At 49.7% G+C, this 18666-nt stretch carries 12 protein-coding genes; 3 read left to right on the forward strand and 9 right to left on the reverse strand.

Annotated features, from left to right (window positions below):
• Nucleotides 1-62: 62 nt before the first annotated feature.
• The 8 genes from ACUN27_RS24960 to ACUN27_RS24995 all read right to left on the reverse strand — a co-directional run bounded on the left by ACUN27_RS24960 (nucleotide 63) and on the right by ACUN27_RS24995 (nucleotide 11590).
• On the reverse strand, nucleotides 63-1088 hold the full coding sequence (locus ACUN27_RS24960; protein WP_445559725.1) for a sialidase family protein: 1026 nt from the start codon (nucleotides 1086-1088) through the stop codon (nucleotides 63-65).
• Nucleotides 1085-3538, reverse strand: a complete 2454-nt coding sequence (locus ACUN27_RS24965; protein ID WP_445559726.1) for a glycoside hydrolase family 95 protein — start codon at nucleotides 3536-3538, stop codon at nucleotides 1085-1087. Before ACUN27_RS24965 ends, ACUN27_RS24960 begins: the two co-directional genes overlap by 4 nt.
• Nucleotides 3486-6209 (reverse strand): hypothetical protein, encoded by a 2724-nt coding sequence (locus ACUN27_RS24970; RefSeq protein ID WP_326062789.1) that lies wholly within the window; start codon nucleotides 6207-6209, stop codon nucleotides 3486-3488. Before ACUN27_RS24970 ends, ACUN27_RS24965 begins: the two co-directional genes overlap by 53 nt.
• Before the next feature lie 6 nt (nucleotides 6210-6215).
• On the reverse strand, nucleotides 6216-7529 hold the full coding sequence (locus ACUN27_RS24975; protein ID WP_315948749.1) for an alpha-L-fucosidase: 1314 nt from the start codon (nucleotides 7527-7529) through the stop codon (nucleotides 6216-6218).
• A 415-nt stretch (nucleotides 7530-7944) separates the two neighbouring features.
• Nucleotides 7945-8571 carry an SGNH/GDSL hydrolase family protein gene (locus ACUN27_RS24980; protein WP_315948748.1) on the reverse strand — a complete coding sequence of 209 codons (627 nt, stop codon included), beginning with the start codon at nucleotides 8569-8571 and terminating at the stop codon, nucleotides 7945-7947.
• A gap of 25 nt (nucleotides 8572-8596) precedes the next feature.
• A complete protein-coding gene (locus ACUN27_RS24985) occupies nucleotides 8597-9514 on the reverse strand; it encodes a dihydrodipicolinate synthase family protein (RefSeq protein ID WP_326062788.1) in 918 nt (305 codons plus the stop codon).
• Between the two features lie 4 nt (nucleotides 9515-9518).
• Nucleotides 9519-10415, reverse strand: a complete 897-nt coding sequence (dapA, locus tag ACUN27_RS24990) for a 4-hydroxy-tetrahydrodipicolinate synthase (protein ID WP_315948745.1) — start codon at nucleotides 10413-10415, stop codon at nucleotides 9519-9521.
• A gap of 26 nt (nucleotides 10416-10441) precedes the next feature.
• Nucleotides 10442-11590 (reverse strand): iron-containing alcohol dehydrogenase, encoded by a 1149-nt coding sequence (locus ACUN27_RS24995; RefSeq protein ID WP_445560662.1) that lies wholly within the window; start codon nucleotides 11588-11590, stop codon nucleotides 10442-10444.
• A gap of 247 nt (nucleotides 11591-11837) precedes the next feature.
• Here ACUN27_RS24995 and ACUN27_RS25000 point away from each other — a divergent pair, with 247 nt between their 5' ends.
• Genes ACUN27_RS25000 through ACUN27_RS25010 form a run of 3 tightly spaced genes read left to right on the forward strand, consistent with a single transcriptional unit; the run spans nucleotide 11838 to nucleotide 17668 of the window.
• A complete protein-coding gene (locus ACUN27_RS25000) occupies nucleotides 11838-12854 on the forward strand; it encodes a hypothetical protein (protein WP_445559727.1) in 1017 nt (338 codons plus the stop codon).
• A gap of 18 nt (nucleotides 12855-12872) precedes the next feature.
• Nucleotides 12873-15563: a family 78 glycoside hydrolase catalytic domain gene (locus ACUN27_RS25005; RefSeq protein ID WP_445559728.1), complete on the forward strand. Its 2691-nt coding sequence runs from the start codon at nucleotides 12873-12875 to the stop codon at nucleotides 15561-15563.
• 2 nt (nucleotides 15564-15565) lie between these two features.
• Nucleotides 15566-17668 carry a glycoside hydrolase family 65 gene (locus tag ACUN27_RS25010; protein ID WP_445559729.1) on the forward strand — a complete coding sequence of 701 codons (2103 nt, stop codon included), beginning with the start codon at nucleotides 15566-15568 and terminating at the stop codon, nucleotides 17666-17668.
• Between the two features lie 47 nt (nucleotides 17669-17715).
• Here ACUN27_RS25010 and ACUN27_RS25015 read toward each other — a convergent pair whose 3' ends face one another.
• Nucleotides 17716-18291, reverse strand: a complete 576-nt coding sequence (locus ACUN27_RS25015; protein ID WP_445559730.1) for a TetR/AcrR family transcriptional regulator — start codon at nucleotides 18289-18291, stop codon at nucleotides 17716-17718.
• Nucleotides 18292-18666: the final 375 nt, after the last annotated feature.

Raw genomic sequence — 18666 nt, forward strand, 5'->3', positions numbered from 1 at the left:
GAATCCTCCCCTATCAAAGTTAAAATTCTTCCAATTTTAACCTTATTAAATATATAACAAACTCATAGTAGAATAGTAGTGTAATTATTCCCAGAATATAGGTCATTCCTGCTCATATCCAAAATAATTTTTTGGAAGGCTATCCGTTCCCTTTTCCATGTATATGTGATAAACAGTTCTAGTCCGTTAGCAATGATGGCCGGATACGAGTATTGTTTATCTCCTTCATCCAACAAGAGCTCATTCTCCCAAGTAAGACCGTTATCCTTAGAGAAGCGCAGAACAAGCGGTGTTCGTGGCCCCTTGATCTTCCCGGGTTCCGGGCGAGTCGGATTATAAACAAGCGCCAGATGGCCATTGTCCAACTTGACCAAATCAATGCCGCTATTATTGTTCGGAAGCTGCGTTGCATAGGCTTGGCACCAAGTTTTCCCTCCGTCTACCGAATCACTGCGATAGATTGCTCCTTCCGTGCTGCGCGTAAGCATGTGCACCTTTCCTGGTTCAGACTCCCATATCGTAGGCTGAATGATCCCTTTTCCCAGTATGGCGGTGCGGTCGAAAGGCACCGTTTCGCTGCGGATCCATGTCTCACCGCCGTCATAGGACAGATCAACGAACGTATCCCAAGCCGGTTCGATCGACGCCGGTGCGACAAGCGTGCCGTCATGCAGCACAATGGGCTTATTCTTAACCGGCCCTCGGCCCCCTTTGTCCCCTTCAACTAAAGGGACAGGTGTCGACCAAGTGGTTCCGTCATCCGACGAGCGCATAACCATCGTTACCCATTCGGCAATGGAGGTGCCGATTTTGTAATACAGGAACAGGACGCCGTCCGCCCTGCGAAACAGGACGGGATTCCAATGCGGAACGTCCTCTTCGTCAGCGACTTTGACGGGTGGTGTCCAGCGGCCGTTCACTCGGCGTGACGTCCATATCGCGACGTCGCCGGCTTTCTCTTTGGTGCCGCCGAACCACGCAACGAGGATATCCCCACCCGGCAGCCGTTCAAGCGTAGAGGCGTGACAGCTTAGAAAAGGTCTGTCGTCTTTAAAAATAAACTCCTTCACTTGATGAATCTCACTCATCTCCTATCACTCCTTGGGACAATTTCGTAGCTCTGTCCCTTTTTGGTTCCAAACACGATGACATTCGGTTCAATGTCCTCGATCCGGATTTCATACCCGTTTTGCATGACGCATACCGGTTCCGCCGTGCGCAGCAGGAAGGACTTCCCGGCTGTTGAGAGAATTCTTGCTCGCAGCAGCTTGCCGTTCTCCCATGTGATATCGACTTCAAACCCTCCGCGTGCTCGTAACCCTTTCACACAACCTTTCATCCATTTCTGTGGTAGAGAAGGAAGAAATTGGACGTTATTACCATGGCTCTGCAGCAGCATTTCGGCAATTCCCGAAACGCCCCCCAAATTTCCGTCAATTTGGAAAATATCTTGTTTCACCTTCGGATGCCGGTGTGCATTCATCATGTTCGGATGCAGCCCGGCGAGCAGTTCATTCACAAAGCGCTGCGCATGCTCCGACTCTCCAAGCCGCGCCCATAGATTGATCATCCATGCGCAGCTCCACCCCGTATGAGCTCCGCCATGATTCAAGCGTCTCTCAAGAGTGACTTTGCAGGCAGCGGCAAGCTCGGGTTCCTGATGTAAAGTAATCTGATCCAGAGGATGCAGCGAGACCAAATGGGCGACATGACGATGCCCCGGCTCAAACTCTTCAAAATCCTCGTTCCATTCTTGGAGCTGGCCATATTTGCCTATCCGATAGGGAGGCATCCGCAATAACGCATGCTCCAATCGGCCTATAAACGCATGATCCGTATCCGATAAAATGCCGCTCGCTTCCAAACAATGGTCAAATAAATTTCTGAGGAGTGCGATATCCATCGTCACGCCTTGCGTCACACTGCTTTTTTGGCCATCGGGTGCAATAAAAAAGTTTTCCGGGGACGTCGACGGGCATGTAACCAGGCTGCCATCTTTCGCCTCAACTAACCAATCCAAACCAAATCGTGCCGCTTCTTTCATCACCGGATAAGCCCGCTTGAGAAACATTTCATCCTGACTGTAAGCGTAATGTTCCCAGATATGCTGACATAACCAGGCTCCGGCCAACGGCCAAAATGCCCAGCTTGGCGATCCTCCAACGGGAGTCGCTGTTCGCCATAGATCAATATTGTGATGGGCCGTCCAGCCCTCGCAGCGGTAGTGGACATCAGCTGCTTTCCGGCCTGTATGCTGCAGGTCCTCAATCAAGTCGAACAATGGCAAGTGGCATTCCGCAAGATTCCCCACTTCCGCAGGCCAATAATTCATTTCTACGTTGATGTTCGTCGTCCAACTGCTGCACCATGGCGGGCGAATGCTGTCATTCCAGATGCCTTGCAGATTAGCCGGCTGTGTACCGATTCTCGAGCTGGACAACAGCAGGTATCTGCCATATTGAAAAAATAAAGCGGCAAGTCCGGGATCTTCCACACCGTTTTTGATAGCTTCTATGCGGACATCCGTCGGCAGGTTATTTCTTTCCTGACCTCCTAGGTCAAGCGAAACTTTGCAAAAGCGTGCGGCATGATCATTGATATGCCGCTCCTTCAACTGCTCGTACCCGAGCGATGCCGCTTTTGCCAATCTCGCTTCCCCTAGCTGTAACGACGGTTTGTCTGATAGCGCAGGGTCCTTATCATAGCCTTGGAAGCTGGTTTCAGCGGTCAGCAGGAAAGTAACCGTCCCGGTACCACTTACACGTATCCGTCCACCGCTAACTTCCAACCTGCCCTTGTCTATTATTACGGTCAATCGAATGTTAAAACCGATCCCTTTTCCTTCCTCATAGTGCACAGGGTCCGAGGACTTCACCGTATTAGGTAGAATTCGCACCGGGCTGCGTCCGGTAAGAATCAATTGATTCCATGTCACTTTTTTGACCTCATATTGCAAAGGACTGCTCAATACGGCGCTAACGCTGATGTTGCGCTCACTCTGTAAGCGAATGGCCATGACCTGGTCAACCGCAGAGACGAACAACTCTCTGGAATGAACAGCGTTATTCTGCGAATACTGCACACGGGCGATGCCTTCCGCCAAATTCAATTCCCTTCGGTAATTCGAAACTTCGCCGGCCTCTTCCATAATCAGATCCAAATCGCCAAGCGGCACGTAGGATTCGATCTCCGGCCCTTCCATGTGCCGTTCGATCAATGCCTCTGCCTCGGCATACTTGCCTGCAAAGATCATTTCACGCACGACGTCCAAATATTCGGCCGCTTCCCTGTTCACGGTCTCTTTGGGTTCCCCGGACCATAACGTGTCCTCGTTCATCTGTATGCGTTCCCGATCCGTACCGCCATACATCATGCCGCCGAAACGGCCGTTCCCTACGGGGAGTGCTTGGAACCAAGATTTCGCTGGCTGCGCGTACCATAATGCCGTACTTTTGTCTGACACTTGATCTCTCCCACCTGTTCGTCTATTCGTACAACCAATCCAACGTATCGATTCCGTCGTTTTTATGTTCAACATCACGTGGACGTATATCCTGATCGATAGGAATTACACCCAAGATCAGAAAAGCGCCTTTACCGAAGTCAAGCGTATGCCGCCCTGCTTCATATTGGAAAGCGTGGATATTGACTGAAGGATATGCATATAAGCGCAGCCCTTTGCGCAAGATCGGCGCATAGCCGCCTCTATCATCGGCGTGTGTGTTTTCTTCCAAGCTTGGGACTTGCAGCCACTGATCATCTTTTGAGTTAAAATAACCTACCAGCACTTTCGAAGGTTGATGAAGTTCAATATCAATCGCTAGGCCCTGAAGGCCTGCCTGCCTTTGACTAAAACGAACACCCGTAAGCCCATTCAGCTCCTCCGCACACCCAACAACGTGAATATCCCCGTCTGTGAAAACCTCTACCCCTTTTTCTACGCGATACAATTCCGCATGTTCAGACAATAAGTTGAACGGTGCTTCTGCGTAGCGAACAATTGGCGCTTTTAGATTTTTTAGCGCTTCGGGCAGCACGCCCGACTTCAACTCCTGCACATGGAGACGGAAAGCCTCCAGTTCCGCTTCATATAGAGGTAAACATGCGCTCCAATGCCTGTAATCAAGTCCTCCTCGAATCGGCACCTTACGCTGCGGCGTCTGCATGGAGTTAGCAAACAAATAGGTTTTCTCTGTAAGCGTTGTCAGTTCGCGGTAGCTGTCCAAACCTTGTGCCAATTCTACCGCTGCCGCTTCCAGCAATTCGACCTGGTTAAAATACTCTCCTTTGACCGAATGCTTATAGGTTAAAATCAGGATCGCAGCCTTGACCTTATGCACATAGGCCTGCACCATATGACGGATTGCAGCCATATCACTCGCCAGTCTTTCATATTCTTCCCTGTTGCGAGTGACGAAATGGCTAGCTTGCTGGATCGCCAGCAGCGCTTCCTCCGCATGTCTCTGCGCATCGGTAATGATATCCGTCGGAGTCTCACCAATGTGAGATTCACCACTCAGTTCTTTAACGACAAATTCGTCTAACCGTTCTCCTTGCGGCGACTGGGATTCCCACAGATCCGGCCAAGGCATATGCCTCTCTGGATTGGTGAGCTGACTCATCGTCATCCCAAGGCTCATCGTTTGGCGATTGCCTTCTGTAATGCCGAATCTGCGCAGCAATTTCGGCGCGCATTCTCCTGAGGCTTCATAAGCATCCAAAATCGCTTTACCTGCCTCCAGGCTGCCGAAACGTTTCCCAAGCGTAGCTATCCAGTAGTTCCGCTCCGCCTGGGGATCACGATCGGGATTCCATGCATACCGGAACCAAGCCGCAAACCAGATCCAATCGCGCTCCAACTGACGCAGTCGCTTCTCTGCCTTATCCGGCGCATACGGCCAATCCCAGAAAAATAGCGGATACAGATGCAGCCCGTTTGCTTTCAAGCGATACTTGGCCGCCTGCATGCATTTTTGAATAAACGACGGAGCTCCGTATCGAAAAGGCTCCAAGTTCGCCAGGATATGAACATTGACAATGTGAATCGTCTGCAAGGAACCTAGCCGGTTGTGCGTTTCTTGCCATCTACCCCGGGGTGTATATGTAGTCAACGATTCCCCGTTGTATTTGGCTTCCGTGTACAAATTCGGATACAACGGCAGCGCAGCCTCAATGACTTTTTGCGGTTCAATGGCATGGGAACGCAGAATGATCGGAGGTTTTTCCTTCACGTTCGAATGTTTCAGGCCTTCCAGCAAACCTGCAAGAATCGTCTCGTTAAACCATTCCACGCCATAAATTTGACCCTGCAGCGCTTCGCCTAGGCATACCATTAGCCCGGCATTGGGAAAAGATTGAACGAATGCAGCGATCGATTTCTTGTAGTAATCACTCGTTATAGGCAGCGGCTTCGGTTGATGAAGCTTCAAGTCATGTTTCTGCGCAAAAGGCAACGGAATATGGATATTGTAGAACTTTAAGACGACCCATATGCCTCGGCGGTCCGCTTCTTCGGTAATCCAGCGGAACGTCTCCCGATTATAAGCCAACTCTTCTTCCGTCACTTCCAGTGCTTCAGGATAGTCTTCCAGCTGCACAAGCGAAGAAAACGGATGTCCGGACCACAAGTAAACGACGTTGCATCGCTGCTCAACCATCATATGGAGGAAATCCTGCCATAACGACCGGTCGTAAAACCAAGGAAACCGATCTGTCGTTAACGGGTACTCATACGTCTGACGCGGGGGTTCTACGGTCGTTTTTTGCAATCCGATTGCCGGTCCCCGCAATGAGAAACGCGGTTTATCCCCATACGCAATGTCACTTGGCAGCTTTTGAGCCTCACCGATTCGGCTTGCCAGTTCCAAGCAGCCATACAGAACGCCTGAATCGCTTCCCCCGGAAATAACCGTTATGCCCCCTGGGCAAGATGCCAGATAAAAACCTTCTCCCTCCGGAGCTTCCGTGTGATATAACAAAACGTCTCGCGCTTCCAGCTGCTGCACAAATTCCGATTCTTGGCGATTCCCGATGTAAATTTTCATCCCCTGCACGGATCGGTAGTTTTCCAACGTCCATGGCGCTTCTGCTTCAAGCACGGTATAACCGCAATTTTGAAGCGCTTCTCTTAGTCGTTGAATACCATATTCCACACGCGGGGCAGCGTTACGTTCATAACCAAGCGTAACGGCTTTCGTAGTCGTTTCCATTGTCGTTTAGGCCCCTCCTTTCAAAAACAATTCAATGACCGGCACCGCTACATCAGGCTTTTTCACCGGAAGTGACAAGACCAGCGTCTTCTCATCTCTGCCCTCTTTATACGCTCCGTTGTCGATTCCGCTGTGGACAATGCCTTGCTTGAAACGGATCTCGGATGCATCGTTCAGCAGCTGAGCGTACTCGACTTGCCCGGCTAAGCCATGCAAGTGAATGCTTTTAAACGGCCAACTATACACATGTACATATAAGCGATTGATCTCAGGGTTGTAGGTCAGTCGGCAATCCTGCGGACACGCTATGGTTTCCGGCGCCTGTGTGCAGCCATAAATTGAACGGCTGTGACGTCTCATCCAGTTGCCGATACCTTTTAAACGATCGATAGAACGCTCATCAAACTCACCTCGACCGGTCGGTCCTACATTCAGGAGCAAATTGCCTCCTTTGCTGACCACATCAATCAGCATTTTGACCAACATATCGACGCTTTTCCATGACTCCTCATCCCGATGATAGCCCCAGGAACCACTGAACGTATGCGGCGTCTCCCAAACAACACGTTTACCGTCGATCTGCACCCATTTGGTCGGCAAATACTGCTCAGGTGTCGTAATATCCCCACCGATTTGCAGGCGATCGTTCAATAAAATGTTCGGCTGCAGCTCGCGAATAAGTTTGATCAGCTCTCTGCTGTTCCAATCTTCCTTGCCTTTGCCTGGTAATCCGTTCTCCTCCGGGAAGGAAAAATCGTAAAACATCAGATCCACATCGCCATATTCGGTTAACAATTCCTTCGTTTGTCCAAATAAATAGTCACGATATTGTGCAAAATCCTTTTTCGCACTTTCAGCGATAGCCTCTTCATCCAACCGTAAGGGGTGCTTCGTGTCGATCGTGTAATGCGGGTGATGCCAATCGATCAGGGAATGGTAAAAGCCTACCTTCATGCCACGCTCACGGAAAGCCTCCGTCATAGGTCTGATCAAATCTCGGCCCGCCGGGGTGTTGGGCGCTTTATAATCAGTCAGCTTGCTGTCCCATAAGCAGAACCCTTCGTGATGTTTGGTTGTAACCACGGCGTATTTCATGCCGGCATCGTAAGAAAGCTGCGCCCACAAGTCTGGATCGTACAAATCCGGATCAAACTTATTGAAATATTTATTGCGGTATTTCTCTCCGCTTAATCTCTCTCTGGATTGCAGCCATTCATGCCTGGCAGCTAGCGAATATAGCCCCCAATGAATAAACAATCCGAACCTATCGTGTGTGAACCATCCACTGTCACCGGTTGTTGGTTCTATTTCGTATGTCATTGCATTTACCCCCTTGTACTTCCGTAATAAGATTGGAAAGTCTCCGAAACCGACCTGCCACCATCCACGGTGAACGCCTGATCAGCGATACTTCCCAGCTGCAGGAATTTAAGCTCATGATCAGTTTACAAGAAAGCAAGCGGTCCATTATAGGCTGAATTCATCACATATATAGGTGACGCGAAGCGAGCAAGTACTCTTTTGCATGGCTATTAAGGAACTACAGACCGCTATTTCCTTGAAAAAGTGCTGTTTCAGGAGGCGAGGGGAACTACAGTTCGCTATTTTGGTGATTTCACACAAAAAGTGGTCTATGAAAGGCAAATAAGACCTTGTAGTTCCCCTAAGATTGAAAAAACCTCGGTTTTGACCAAATAGAGGACTCCAGTTCCCTCTCCTTAGGGCTCAGCTCCCTTCAACGACCCTCAACAGCCTTCAACCACGTCGTTGCCATCAGCGTATCCCCGAGCGAGTTCATATGCACACCGTCCGTTGTCAAATCCTGGCCCGTTTCCAGCTTAAGAAAATCAATAAAAGCAAGATGCGTCGGAACCAGGAGTGCATCATACTGCTCAGCCAGCCGATTCACGATGTCCACATACGGCTTCAGCAGCCGGTTGCCCGTGGCATCCGGGTACTCCTTGATGACCGTAGGCTGCATGAGGATCAATCTGCAATCCGGGATTTGCTTCGTTTGATCCAGCAAGTTGCGGTAGACGTCTTCGAATTTGTCCGGATATACCTGCTCGCCCATCGGCGAGTCCAATTGGCGCCACACATCATTAATCCCGATGGAAATGGATACCCACTGAGGTTGATGATCGATCACATCGAGCGTCCACCTTTTCTCCAAATCGATGACGCGATTGCCGGAAACACCTTCATTAATAATTTTCAGACTAAGCTGCGGATAAACTGCTGTCAGGTAATCATGAATCATTCGTACATAACCCGACCCCAGCTTCAGTGGATCTTTTTTACGCCCTTTATCCGTAATGCTATCCCCGATAAACACAATGCGATCTTTCTTTTTAAACGGCACAACCTTACCTCCTTATTAAAATCAGTTAAATAAGCTGCCTCTTTAGCATCCGATACACGGCATCCAGCTGCTCCACTTCAAGCTTATGATTTTCTCGAAAAGCGCCTGCATCCTTAGAACGGCAATGCAAGGAAACCGGAAGTCCCCTTTTGCTCAGATGATACTTGGCATTAACAGGATACATCTGCAGCTCAATCAGCGATGCAGCTCCAACGAACGACTGCAGCATCTCCGCGATGGCCGGCTCCGAGTCCCACTGTTCGGTTAATCGCACATAAAGATCAGGATGAAAATTTGCCATAACGCCACTGAAGCCAGAGGCACCCAATCGTAGGGAAGCAAGCAGCGTTGCGGAATTGGCATTAAAAAGTTGAAGTGAGCTGCCTTTCACCGCTTCAAGTTTTGCGGCAATTTGCTGCACATCGCAGCTGGTGTCCTTAAGAAACGCGAATCGCCCCGTATCTGCACATTGTTTGAGCAGCTGCGGGCTTAACAGTCTTTTGTACGGATACGGACATTCATAAATGCCCATCGGCACATGCGGGACTCGATCAATCAGCTGTAGAACTCGCTCAAACCAGATCTCGTCAGATTCATCCGCAGCAGCCAGACGGTTGCTGACTAGCACAACGGCCTGAACTCCGGTCTCCGCGATCCTCTGCAATTCCTCAACCTGCCCCTCGAACTGCTCGGAGATATGCCCCGATGCGATGACCGAAACCCTACCGGCAGCTTGGCTCGTGACGAATTGAGCAAGGCTCACTCTCTCCTCCAGAGTCAAATAAAACATCTCGCTGGATTGGCACACCGCAAAAAGGCCATGCACGCCTTGGTCAATGTACCATTCAATCAGCTGCTCCAATGCGGCATAGTTCACTTTGCCTGTATCTGTGAAAGGTGTTACCATCGTGGGCCAAACACCTTTAGGTATGTTCATTGCCATTGTCTCAGTTCCTTTCCACCAAATAAGTGTCCATCACCCGCCCGAGCTCCTCTTTCGCTGATGCGTTCAACGGTTGTACAGGCAGACGCGGTTGTCCCGCAGGCAATCCGATCATGCTCATCGCTTCTTTCAGAACGGAAGGTAGCGTCCCCATCGAAAACGCGTTGCGCAAAGCTCGCAGCTTGCGCTGCTGTAATTCTGCTTGTTCCAGCTCCCCATGCTCCCACAAATCGTAAATACTCTTCACAACTTCTGGAAACACATTGGCTGTCGCTGCTATTGCCCCATGTCCTCCAGCCATTAAGGTTGGCAGAATGAGTGAATCCGTGCCTGCCAAAACGGAAAAGTTCTGTCCAGCAACCTCAATATATTGCAAAATGGTATCAAAACTGCCGCTGCTGTCCTTGATCCCGACAATGTTAGGCACTTTGCTTAGTTCCTTCACGGTTTGGGGTTGAAGAGAGTTCCCCGTCCTGGCCGGAATGTTATACAGGAGCACGGGAAGCTCTGTCGCTTCCGCAATCATGCGAAAATGAGTCAGCAGTTCCTGCTGGGTATAGGTCAGAAAATACGGTGTAATCACGGACAGAGCATCGGCCCCCATGCTCTCCAGACGTACTGCTAGTTCAATAGATTCCTTCGTACTTGTGCATCCAGCCCCCACATACACCGGTAATCTCCCTTGTGTTTCCTCAAGGACGATTTCGGCGACCCGCAGTTTTTCGTCGAAGGACAGAGAGAAGAACTCCCCATTCGTGCCGAGACAAAACAAACCGTGCACATTCGCGTCAATTAGTCTGCGGGTTAATTGCCGCAATGCAGCTTCGTCGATCTGCTGATCAGCATCAAAAGGTGTCACCATAGCGGGAATGATGCCTGACGGTTGCAATAAATGATTCATCACATTTCTCCTTTTTTGTCCAGTCGTCACGGAAGCAATTGGCGGTAAACAGCCTGAATATCATCTATGTTCATCGGTTTCGGATTGTTATGCAGCAGCCTTGTCACCTTCGATGCGGCAACGGCCAGCTCGCCGACATCCTCATCGGTTACGCCGAACGCACGCAAATTTTGCGGGATGTGCATCTCGGAGGTCCATTCGAATATTTGCCGAATAACGGCCTCCGAGACCGCCTTCCCGCCCTCTGTTCCAATCTGCAGCCCCATTGCGCAAGCAACATGACCGAGCCTTGTCTGAATAGCATCCATATTGAACGTCATGACATGAGGCAGCAGCATCGAATTTGCGACACCGTGCGTAATGTTGAATTTCCCTCCAAGCGGATAAGCCAGTGCATGAACGGCTGCTGTTCCAGCCGAACTGAGCGCCATCCCGCCGTACATCGATCCTAGGAGCACATTTTCTCTAGCTTGAAGATCGGATCCGTGATGGTAGGCTTGCAACAAACTGCCAGAAATTAAACGCATCGATTCAAGGGCAAACATATCGCTTATGGGATTCGCTTTTGTGGAGATATAGGATTCCAACGCATGAGTAAACGCATCCATACCGGTTGCAGCCGTGATGTTCGGTGGCAGGCTGACGGTTAGCGCCGGATCGATAATGACCAGCATCGGAAGCAAATGCCTGCTGATAATCCCGACTTTTAATTCCTGCTCAGGAATCGTAACAATCGCGTTCGGCGTCACTTCTGAACCGGTTCCTGAAGTCGTTGGAATCAACACCGTAGGTATGCCTGGTTTCGATACGCGGTCAATGCCCACCAAACTCATTACGTCCACGGGATCTGTCATCAGGACGGAAAACAATTTCGTTGCATCCAGCACGCTTCCGCCGCCAATGCCAATGAACAAATCGACAGGTTCGGAGGCGATGCGGCTGTACACTTGTTGAATGTTATCGACCGTTGGTTCCGGTTTCACATCGCTTAGGCATCTGCTGCTTATTCCCGCTTGCGACAGTTCGCTCTCAATCCGATCAATGACCCCCCTCGCCTTTATCGAAGGTTGCGTTACGATCACCACGTGTTTGAAATTTCCGTGCCGTTTTATCCTTGGAACCAGTTCGGCAATCGTATGTTGTCCGGCAACAATACTGCGGGCTGTCTCGAACATAAACGGATTGAAACCGTGATTGTCCTTCACTCAAGCCCCTCCTCTCAAGCTGTATGGCCTAAATTTCCCCCTCATCCTACGCTCGGCTATTCATGATGTCAATGCTGCCAAGCGCTGAAGATCGCTTTGACCTATATATCAGGTACAATACCCCACACAATAAGTAAGCGCTTAATTGTAATCTGAATAAGGAATCGGTAATTGGATTTTTAGATTTTCGGATTTTTATCATAAGGAGTGTGTCACGTTGCATATACAGCCTTATCTCACACCATATAAATTGGGAAGTCCCGTGCTTGTTGGTTCGGGGTTACCTGGCCATTTCGACGAGCGAGCCGTCGATTGTCCGTTCGTCTTTCAACATGGCGGCAAATTCTACATGATGTATGTGGGGTTTGACGGAATCGGTTACCAGACGGCTTTGGCGACAAGCCATGATCTTATTAACTGGGAGCATCTGAGTGTCATTCTAAAAAGAAACGAAGACTCGGCCTGGGATTCTATTAATGTTGCCGGCACATGGATATTGAAAGAAAATCGCCTCGATGCTCCTCCTGTATTGAAAAAATGGAACAACAAATATTGGCTGGTCTATCACGCATATCCAAATGCAGGTTATGAAGAAGGCTCGGCCAAAATTGGCATCGCCTGGACCGAAGATGAACAGCTGCTTGAGTGGCATCGTTGCCCGGATCCCATCTTAACCCCGGAAGAAGGAGCAGACTGGGAAAAGGGCGGGCTCTACAAAGAGTGCCTGATCGAACATAAAGGTACGTTCTATTTGTATTACAATGCCAAAAATACAAATAAAGGTCGATGGATCGAACAAACAGGCGTTGCTTTCTCCACCAATTTGAAGGAGTGGCACCGATACGAACAAAATCCCGTTCTGCAGGTTACCCCGGATGGATGGGATTCAGGATTTGTCAGTGATCCTTGCGTGCTGCATGATCCGGACCGAGACCAGTGGATTATGTATTACTTTGGCTATAATTACAAACAGGCACAGGAAGGAATTGCTCTTTCCCGTGACCTATTAACTTGGGAGAAACATCCTAAACCCATCATTCGAGTTGGGGAAGAAGGCAGCATTGACGCTATTTTCGCCCATAAGCCCTCTGTCGTTACACATGAAGGCATACTCTACCACTTCTATTGCTCATGCAGACGATATCAAGAAGGCGATCCAACCAAAAACTACGGTAAAGAGTTCCGGACGATCACCGTCGCAACCTCACAGCCGATAGGTACCCAATCACGATGACCAAGGGGGCGAGCATGGATGCAAGTGGTTGAATTATTCGTAGAAAGCAAGCGTCTCCCACTCGGGATTGATGTTCTCCAGCCGGCCTTCGGCTGGAGTTTTGCTGATTCGCAGGTCCGTTTGCAAATGCAAACAGCTTATCGAATCATTGTTTTTGACTGTGAAGATTTTAGGCGAAGCGAAATGATATGGGACAGCGGGCAGCGTTTTAGCAAGAAAAACGTTCATATTTTGTACGAAGGGCCGCCGCTTCAGTCCAGGCAACGCTATTACTGGAAGGTTCAGGTTTGGGATACGAATGGCCAAATGACGGAAAGCCCTATTTCCTGGTGGGAAATGGGGCTACTCCATGCCGCGGATTGGTCTGCGACTTGGATCGCTCGATTTGCAGAGGAGCCCCTTGAACGACCCGCTCTTCCCCTCCTGCGACGTGAATTCCATCTTAACAAACCTGTGGCACAAGCTCGCGCCTATATTTGCGGATTAGGTCAGTTTGAGCTGCGCCTTAACGGAGAGAAAGTCGGCGACAACGTTCTGGAGCCGGGCTGGACAAACTATGACAAAACTTGTCTCTACTGCGTCTACGATGTGACTGAGCAGCTTCATGAAGGCGGCAACGCGATAGGTGTGATGCTGGGGAACGGCTTCTTTCATGTGACAGGCGGTCGTTACAGCAAATTTAAGCATTCCTTCGGCACCCCAAGGTGTCTCGTACAATTGGAAATTACCTATACGGATGGTACCCAAACTCAGATTCTTAGCGATTGTCATTGGGATTCCGCGCCGGGACCTATTCTCTTCTCGTGTATATACGGAGGCGAAGATTATGATGCTAACCATCTCCAAGCGGGTTGGGATCTGCCAAGTTTTACTGGCAGGCATGCTTGGCAACCGGCGGTCGAAGTGCAGGGTCCTGCAGGAAAGCTTAAGTCACAAGCGACTTCTCCATTGAAAGTGATGGAAACTTACCTGCCCGTACAGATCACGCAACCGCTTCCCGGTGTGTATGTGGCTGATTTCGGCAAAAACTTCTCCGGTTGGATGAACCTCCGGGTTCAAGGCCCTCAAGGCGCCAAAATTACGATGTCCCCTGCTGAATTGCTGAAGGATAACGGAACAATCAATCAGAAATGGACCGGTTCTCCCACCAAGTTCATTTATACGATGAGCGGGGATTCTGAGGGAGAAACCTGGTCGCCGCGTTTCAGCTATACCGGCTTTCGTTATGTACAACTGGAAGGTATCGTTCCTGTGGATGCGGATGCAACTTCATTCGATTCCGACGTTCCTGTGCTTATTCGGCTGGAAGGCCAAATGATTTATCCGGATGTGAACATATGCGGAAACTTCGTCAGCTCGAACACGCTGCTAAACCGCACGCATGAGATCATTAACCAAGCGATACGCAGCAACATGAAAAGCATTTTTACCGACTGCCCGCATCGGGAAAAGCTCGGTTGGCTCGAGCAAATTCATTTGATGGGCCCCTCCGTAGCATGGAATTACGATGTCGAGCCTTTGTTCATCAAGACGATGGAGGACATCCGGGACGCCCAGCTACCGAGCGGGATGGTCCCGACAACGGCGCCGGAATATGTTGTTTTTTCCGACCAATGGCGCTGCTTCCGGGATTCTGTCTCATGGGGCGCCACCTATATCCTCACAGGCTGGAATTTGCTGCAATTTTACGGCAATCACGGTATTTTGGCCGAACATTATGAAGGCATGAAAGCTTATATCGATTATTTAAAAGAGAGCTCGGATCAACTGATTATCCACACCGGACTTGGAGACTGGTACGATGTCGGCGACAATCCGCCGGGTTTTGTTCAAAATACACCTGTTGCGCATACCGAAACCGCTATGTTTTACCATATCGTTGATGTGTTTGCACAAATTGCCAAGATCTTGGGCTTCAGCGATGACGCTTCCCATTATGAACAGCTGCGCGATGACATCAACTCGGCGTTTAATCAAGCTTTTTTCGATGACAAAACGCAGCAATATGCCACTGGCAGTCAAAGCTCCCAGGCGATGCCGCTTGTACTAGGGCTAGTCCACGAGCCGTATAAAGAAACTGTTCTAGCCGGGCTCATTCATGATATTACCTTACGCGGGTATCATACGACGGCAGGCGATATAGGCCATCGCTATGTGCTGCTTGCTCTTTCTCAGAACGGCCGCAGCGACATCATCTATAAAATGAGCCAAAATACGGATCACCCAAGTTACGGCTATCAAATCGAAAACGGTGCGACATCGTTGACAGAAGCTTGGGACGGACCCACCGTCGGCAAGTCGCAGAACCATTTTATGCTCGGACATTTGGAAGAATGGCTCTACAGCGGTTTGGCAGGCATCCATTATCGGTATTGCCCCGATTTCGAAAGCTACAAGCTGTCAATAAGGCCGCCTATTCTGGATGATCTGAACGAAGTAGCGGCAGATTATCGTCTGCCATCCGGAAAGCTGCGAGTCGCATGGCGGCATAATTCTGATGACCGTCGGCTCCAGCTTGAGATCACCATTCCGACAAATTGTTTGGCGGACGTCTACCTTCCTTCTGTCTCCATGGAAACTCTCCTCGAAGGCGGAATTCCGCTAAAGGATGCAGCCGCTATACAGGAAGTCAGGCTTGAAGTCGGGGAAGACGGGGATGCCGTTATACACTTAGGCTCTGGCAGCTATCTATTTGAATGTGATATTTAAAAATGAAACTTTTTTTCCGATGGGGTGATGCCAAAATGATCGATCGAAAAGCTTTAGTTGGGCGCCATAATCCGCTTATGACCAGCTTTGATAAATTCTCTTCCCTCTCTGTCGGCAATGGGAACTATGCCTTCACGGTTGACGCAACCGGCTTACAAACATTCCCGAGCCTATACGCAGACGGTGGTGTGCCGCTTGGCAATTTCTCCAACTGGGCATGGCATACGCATCCAAATCCAGAGCAGTACCATGTGGATAAGTTCCCTCGAACCTCTTTTCCTACCTTTGGCGGGAGAGATATCGGGTTTCCGTATATGGCGCCCGGTCAAATTACCGATGAGTATAAATGGCTGAAGTTTAATCCGCACAAATTGCATCTTGGGCAAGTCGGCTTCCGGTTTACGCTGCCATCAGGCGAAGAGGCCACCGCAGAAGATCTGAATGAAATTGAACAAGTCCTTCATCTATGGGGGGGAGTCATTGAAAGCCAATTCACGATTGGCGAAGCGATAACCAGCGTGACTACCTGCTGTCACCCCACGCAGGATCTAATCGCCGTTCGCGTGAAATCGGATCTAATCCGCCAAAGGCAGCTTCAGATTACCTTTCGTTTCCCTTACGGCACATGGAAGTTCGCTGGTGTTGATTGGGGAAAAAGCGGTCAGCACGCAACCGAAATCGCGACCGGCAGCAGCCATTCCGTCCATATTGACCGGAAGTTGGATCAGGACGCGTATGCGTTTGCTGCCGCATGGTCAAACGGAAACTTCGCTCAAGACGAGCAAGACCAACACTTGTTTCTTCTAACGCCAGCATCCGATCACGATGAATTCCAATTCCAGTTCCGTTTTACTGCTGAATCCGATGAGTCTGATTTGCCAGCCTTTGAAGCTGTGCGAGCTGATTCTGAGCAGCATTGGCGCAACTTTTGGTCCTCTGGCGGAGCCATCGAGCTGGTAGGCAGCAAAGATTCACGCGCGCTCGAGCTTGAGCGTAGAATTGTGCTGTCCCAGTATTTGACCGCTATTCAATCATCCGGTACCCTGCCGCCGGCGGAATCAGGACTTACCCATAACAGCTGGGCCGGTAAATTTCATCTGGAAATGCACTGGTGGCATTCCGTTCACTTTGCACTCTGGAATCGGGTGGACAGCTTGACGAACAGTCTGGAATGGTACATCAGCATCCTCGACCAAGCCCGAAAACTCGCTGCTTCCCAAGGATATGAAGGGGCTAGATGGCCGAAATGTGTAGCTCCGGATGGCATTAACGGCCCTTGCTACATTGAACCGTTTCTCATCTGGCAGCAGCCGCATCCTATTTATTACGCTGAACTCATCTATCAAATCAGGGGCACAAGAGAGACGTTGGAGAAATATGCAGATCTGGTCTTCGAAAGTGCGGCCTTCATGGCCTCTTTCGCAGAATGGGATTATGAACAGCTGCGCTATGTGCTTGGTCCGCCAGTTGCTCCAGCGCAGGAAATTTATGATCATGCAACGACAATGAATCCGACTTTCGAATTGTCTTACTGGGCTTTCGGATTATCAACAGCTCTAGCATGGCGGGAGAGACTCGGACTCCCGAGGATGGAGAAGTGGGAGCATGTCCTGAACCACTTGTCCAAGCTTCCCGTGGTGGAAGGTCTATATGTCGCTGCGGAGACAGCTCCCGATACATTTACAGGCGGCAGCAGCACCAAAGATCACCCTACGATGTTGGCTCCGCTCGGTATCCTCCCCGGCAATATGGTGGATCGTGAAACGATGCTTAGGACCCTGCACGAAGTCATCAAGGTCTGGGACTGGGATGCGACATGGGGATGGGACTATCCCATGGTCGCTATGACATCGGCAAGACTCGGCGAAGGACAATTGGCCGTCGATACCCTGTTGATCGACAAAGTCACCAACACCTTCCTTCCGAATGGCCACAACTACCAGCGGAAACCGTTAACGGTATACCTTCCTGGCAACGGGGGCCTGTTAAGCGCTGTCGCCATGATGGCTGCGGGTTGGGAGAATGGGCCTAACACCCATGCACCCGGATTTCCACAAGATGGTTCTTGGGAAGTGAAATTCGAGGGTTTGGCCAAAATGTTATAATCAGCGAAGAAGGAGCCCGCTTGCCGCGTGGCTCCTTCTTCTTTCTTTCAATCCAATATAGCTAGCGATGTATCAATGATACCTTCCAGTTTTTCTTTATCATTCGTCGTTTTGGCCAACACGCATAATCCAATAAAAGCACTGTTTAAAAACTCCGCAGTCCTTCGTGCATCCTGGTGATTTCCAATTTCTCCCGTTTCCTTGCCGCGCAGTATGAGATCGTATAGTTTGTTCTCGGTTTTAACAAAACTTTGATTCACTTTCTCCGCTGCTTCTTCATCACAAACAGCCAATTCGACAGCCGTATTGACCATCAAACACCCTTTGGGCCGATCGTCTGCGGCCATAATGGCGTGTTCAAACATTCGCCGAATAGCTTGTTTCATCGGGGTAGGAGCCTCCACTTTTTGATGAACGGAGCTTTCCAGCAATTCCCCGTATTTCTCTACTGCCTTCATATATAAACGATGTTTGTCTCCGAAAGTATCATAGATACTCCTTCGATGAATCCCCATATGCGTGACCAAATCTTGCATGGAAGTTTTCTCATAGCCCTGCTCCCAAAAGATATGCATCGCTTTTCGCAGCACGGCATTCACTTCAAACTCTTTGTTTCTAGCCATAGTCGACCTCCTTTTTACAGAGTCTAGTATAGCATGATTTTGCAGACTTTTGCTTGCATCCGAACAATTAAGGATAAGCAAATGAACCAAATGACAGCTCCAAACAACGGCAAACACCTTCTCTATGTTGCACTTTGCGCAACATTAAGGCCTCAGGTAGGACGTTACCGCTGTCTCAGTTGTATAAAGTGCAACGGAAAAAGCAGAATAAAGCGGTTTTCGCGCGATTTAGCTTGAATTCATTGCACTTTGTGCACTGAAGAGCGGTTTTAGTAGTGTGTAATGCCATTTATGTTGCATAAAGTGCAGCATAGACATAAGAGCGAGGAGCCGTTGCGGTGATTGGACTTGGATTGGTTACTTGGTGTGCAGTGA

This window comes from Paenibacillus sp. WC2504, assembly GCF_052682475.1.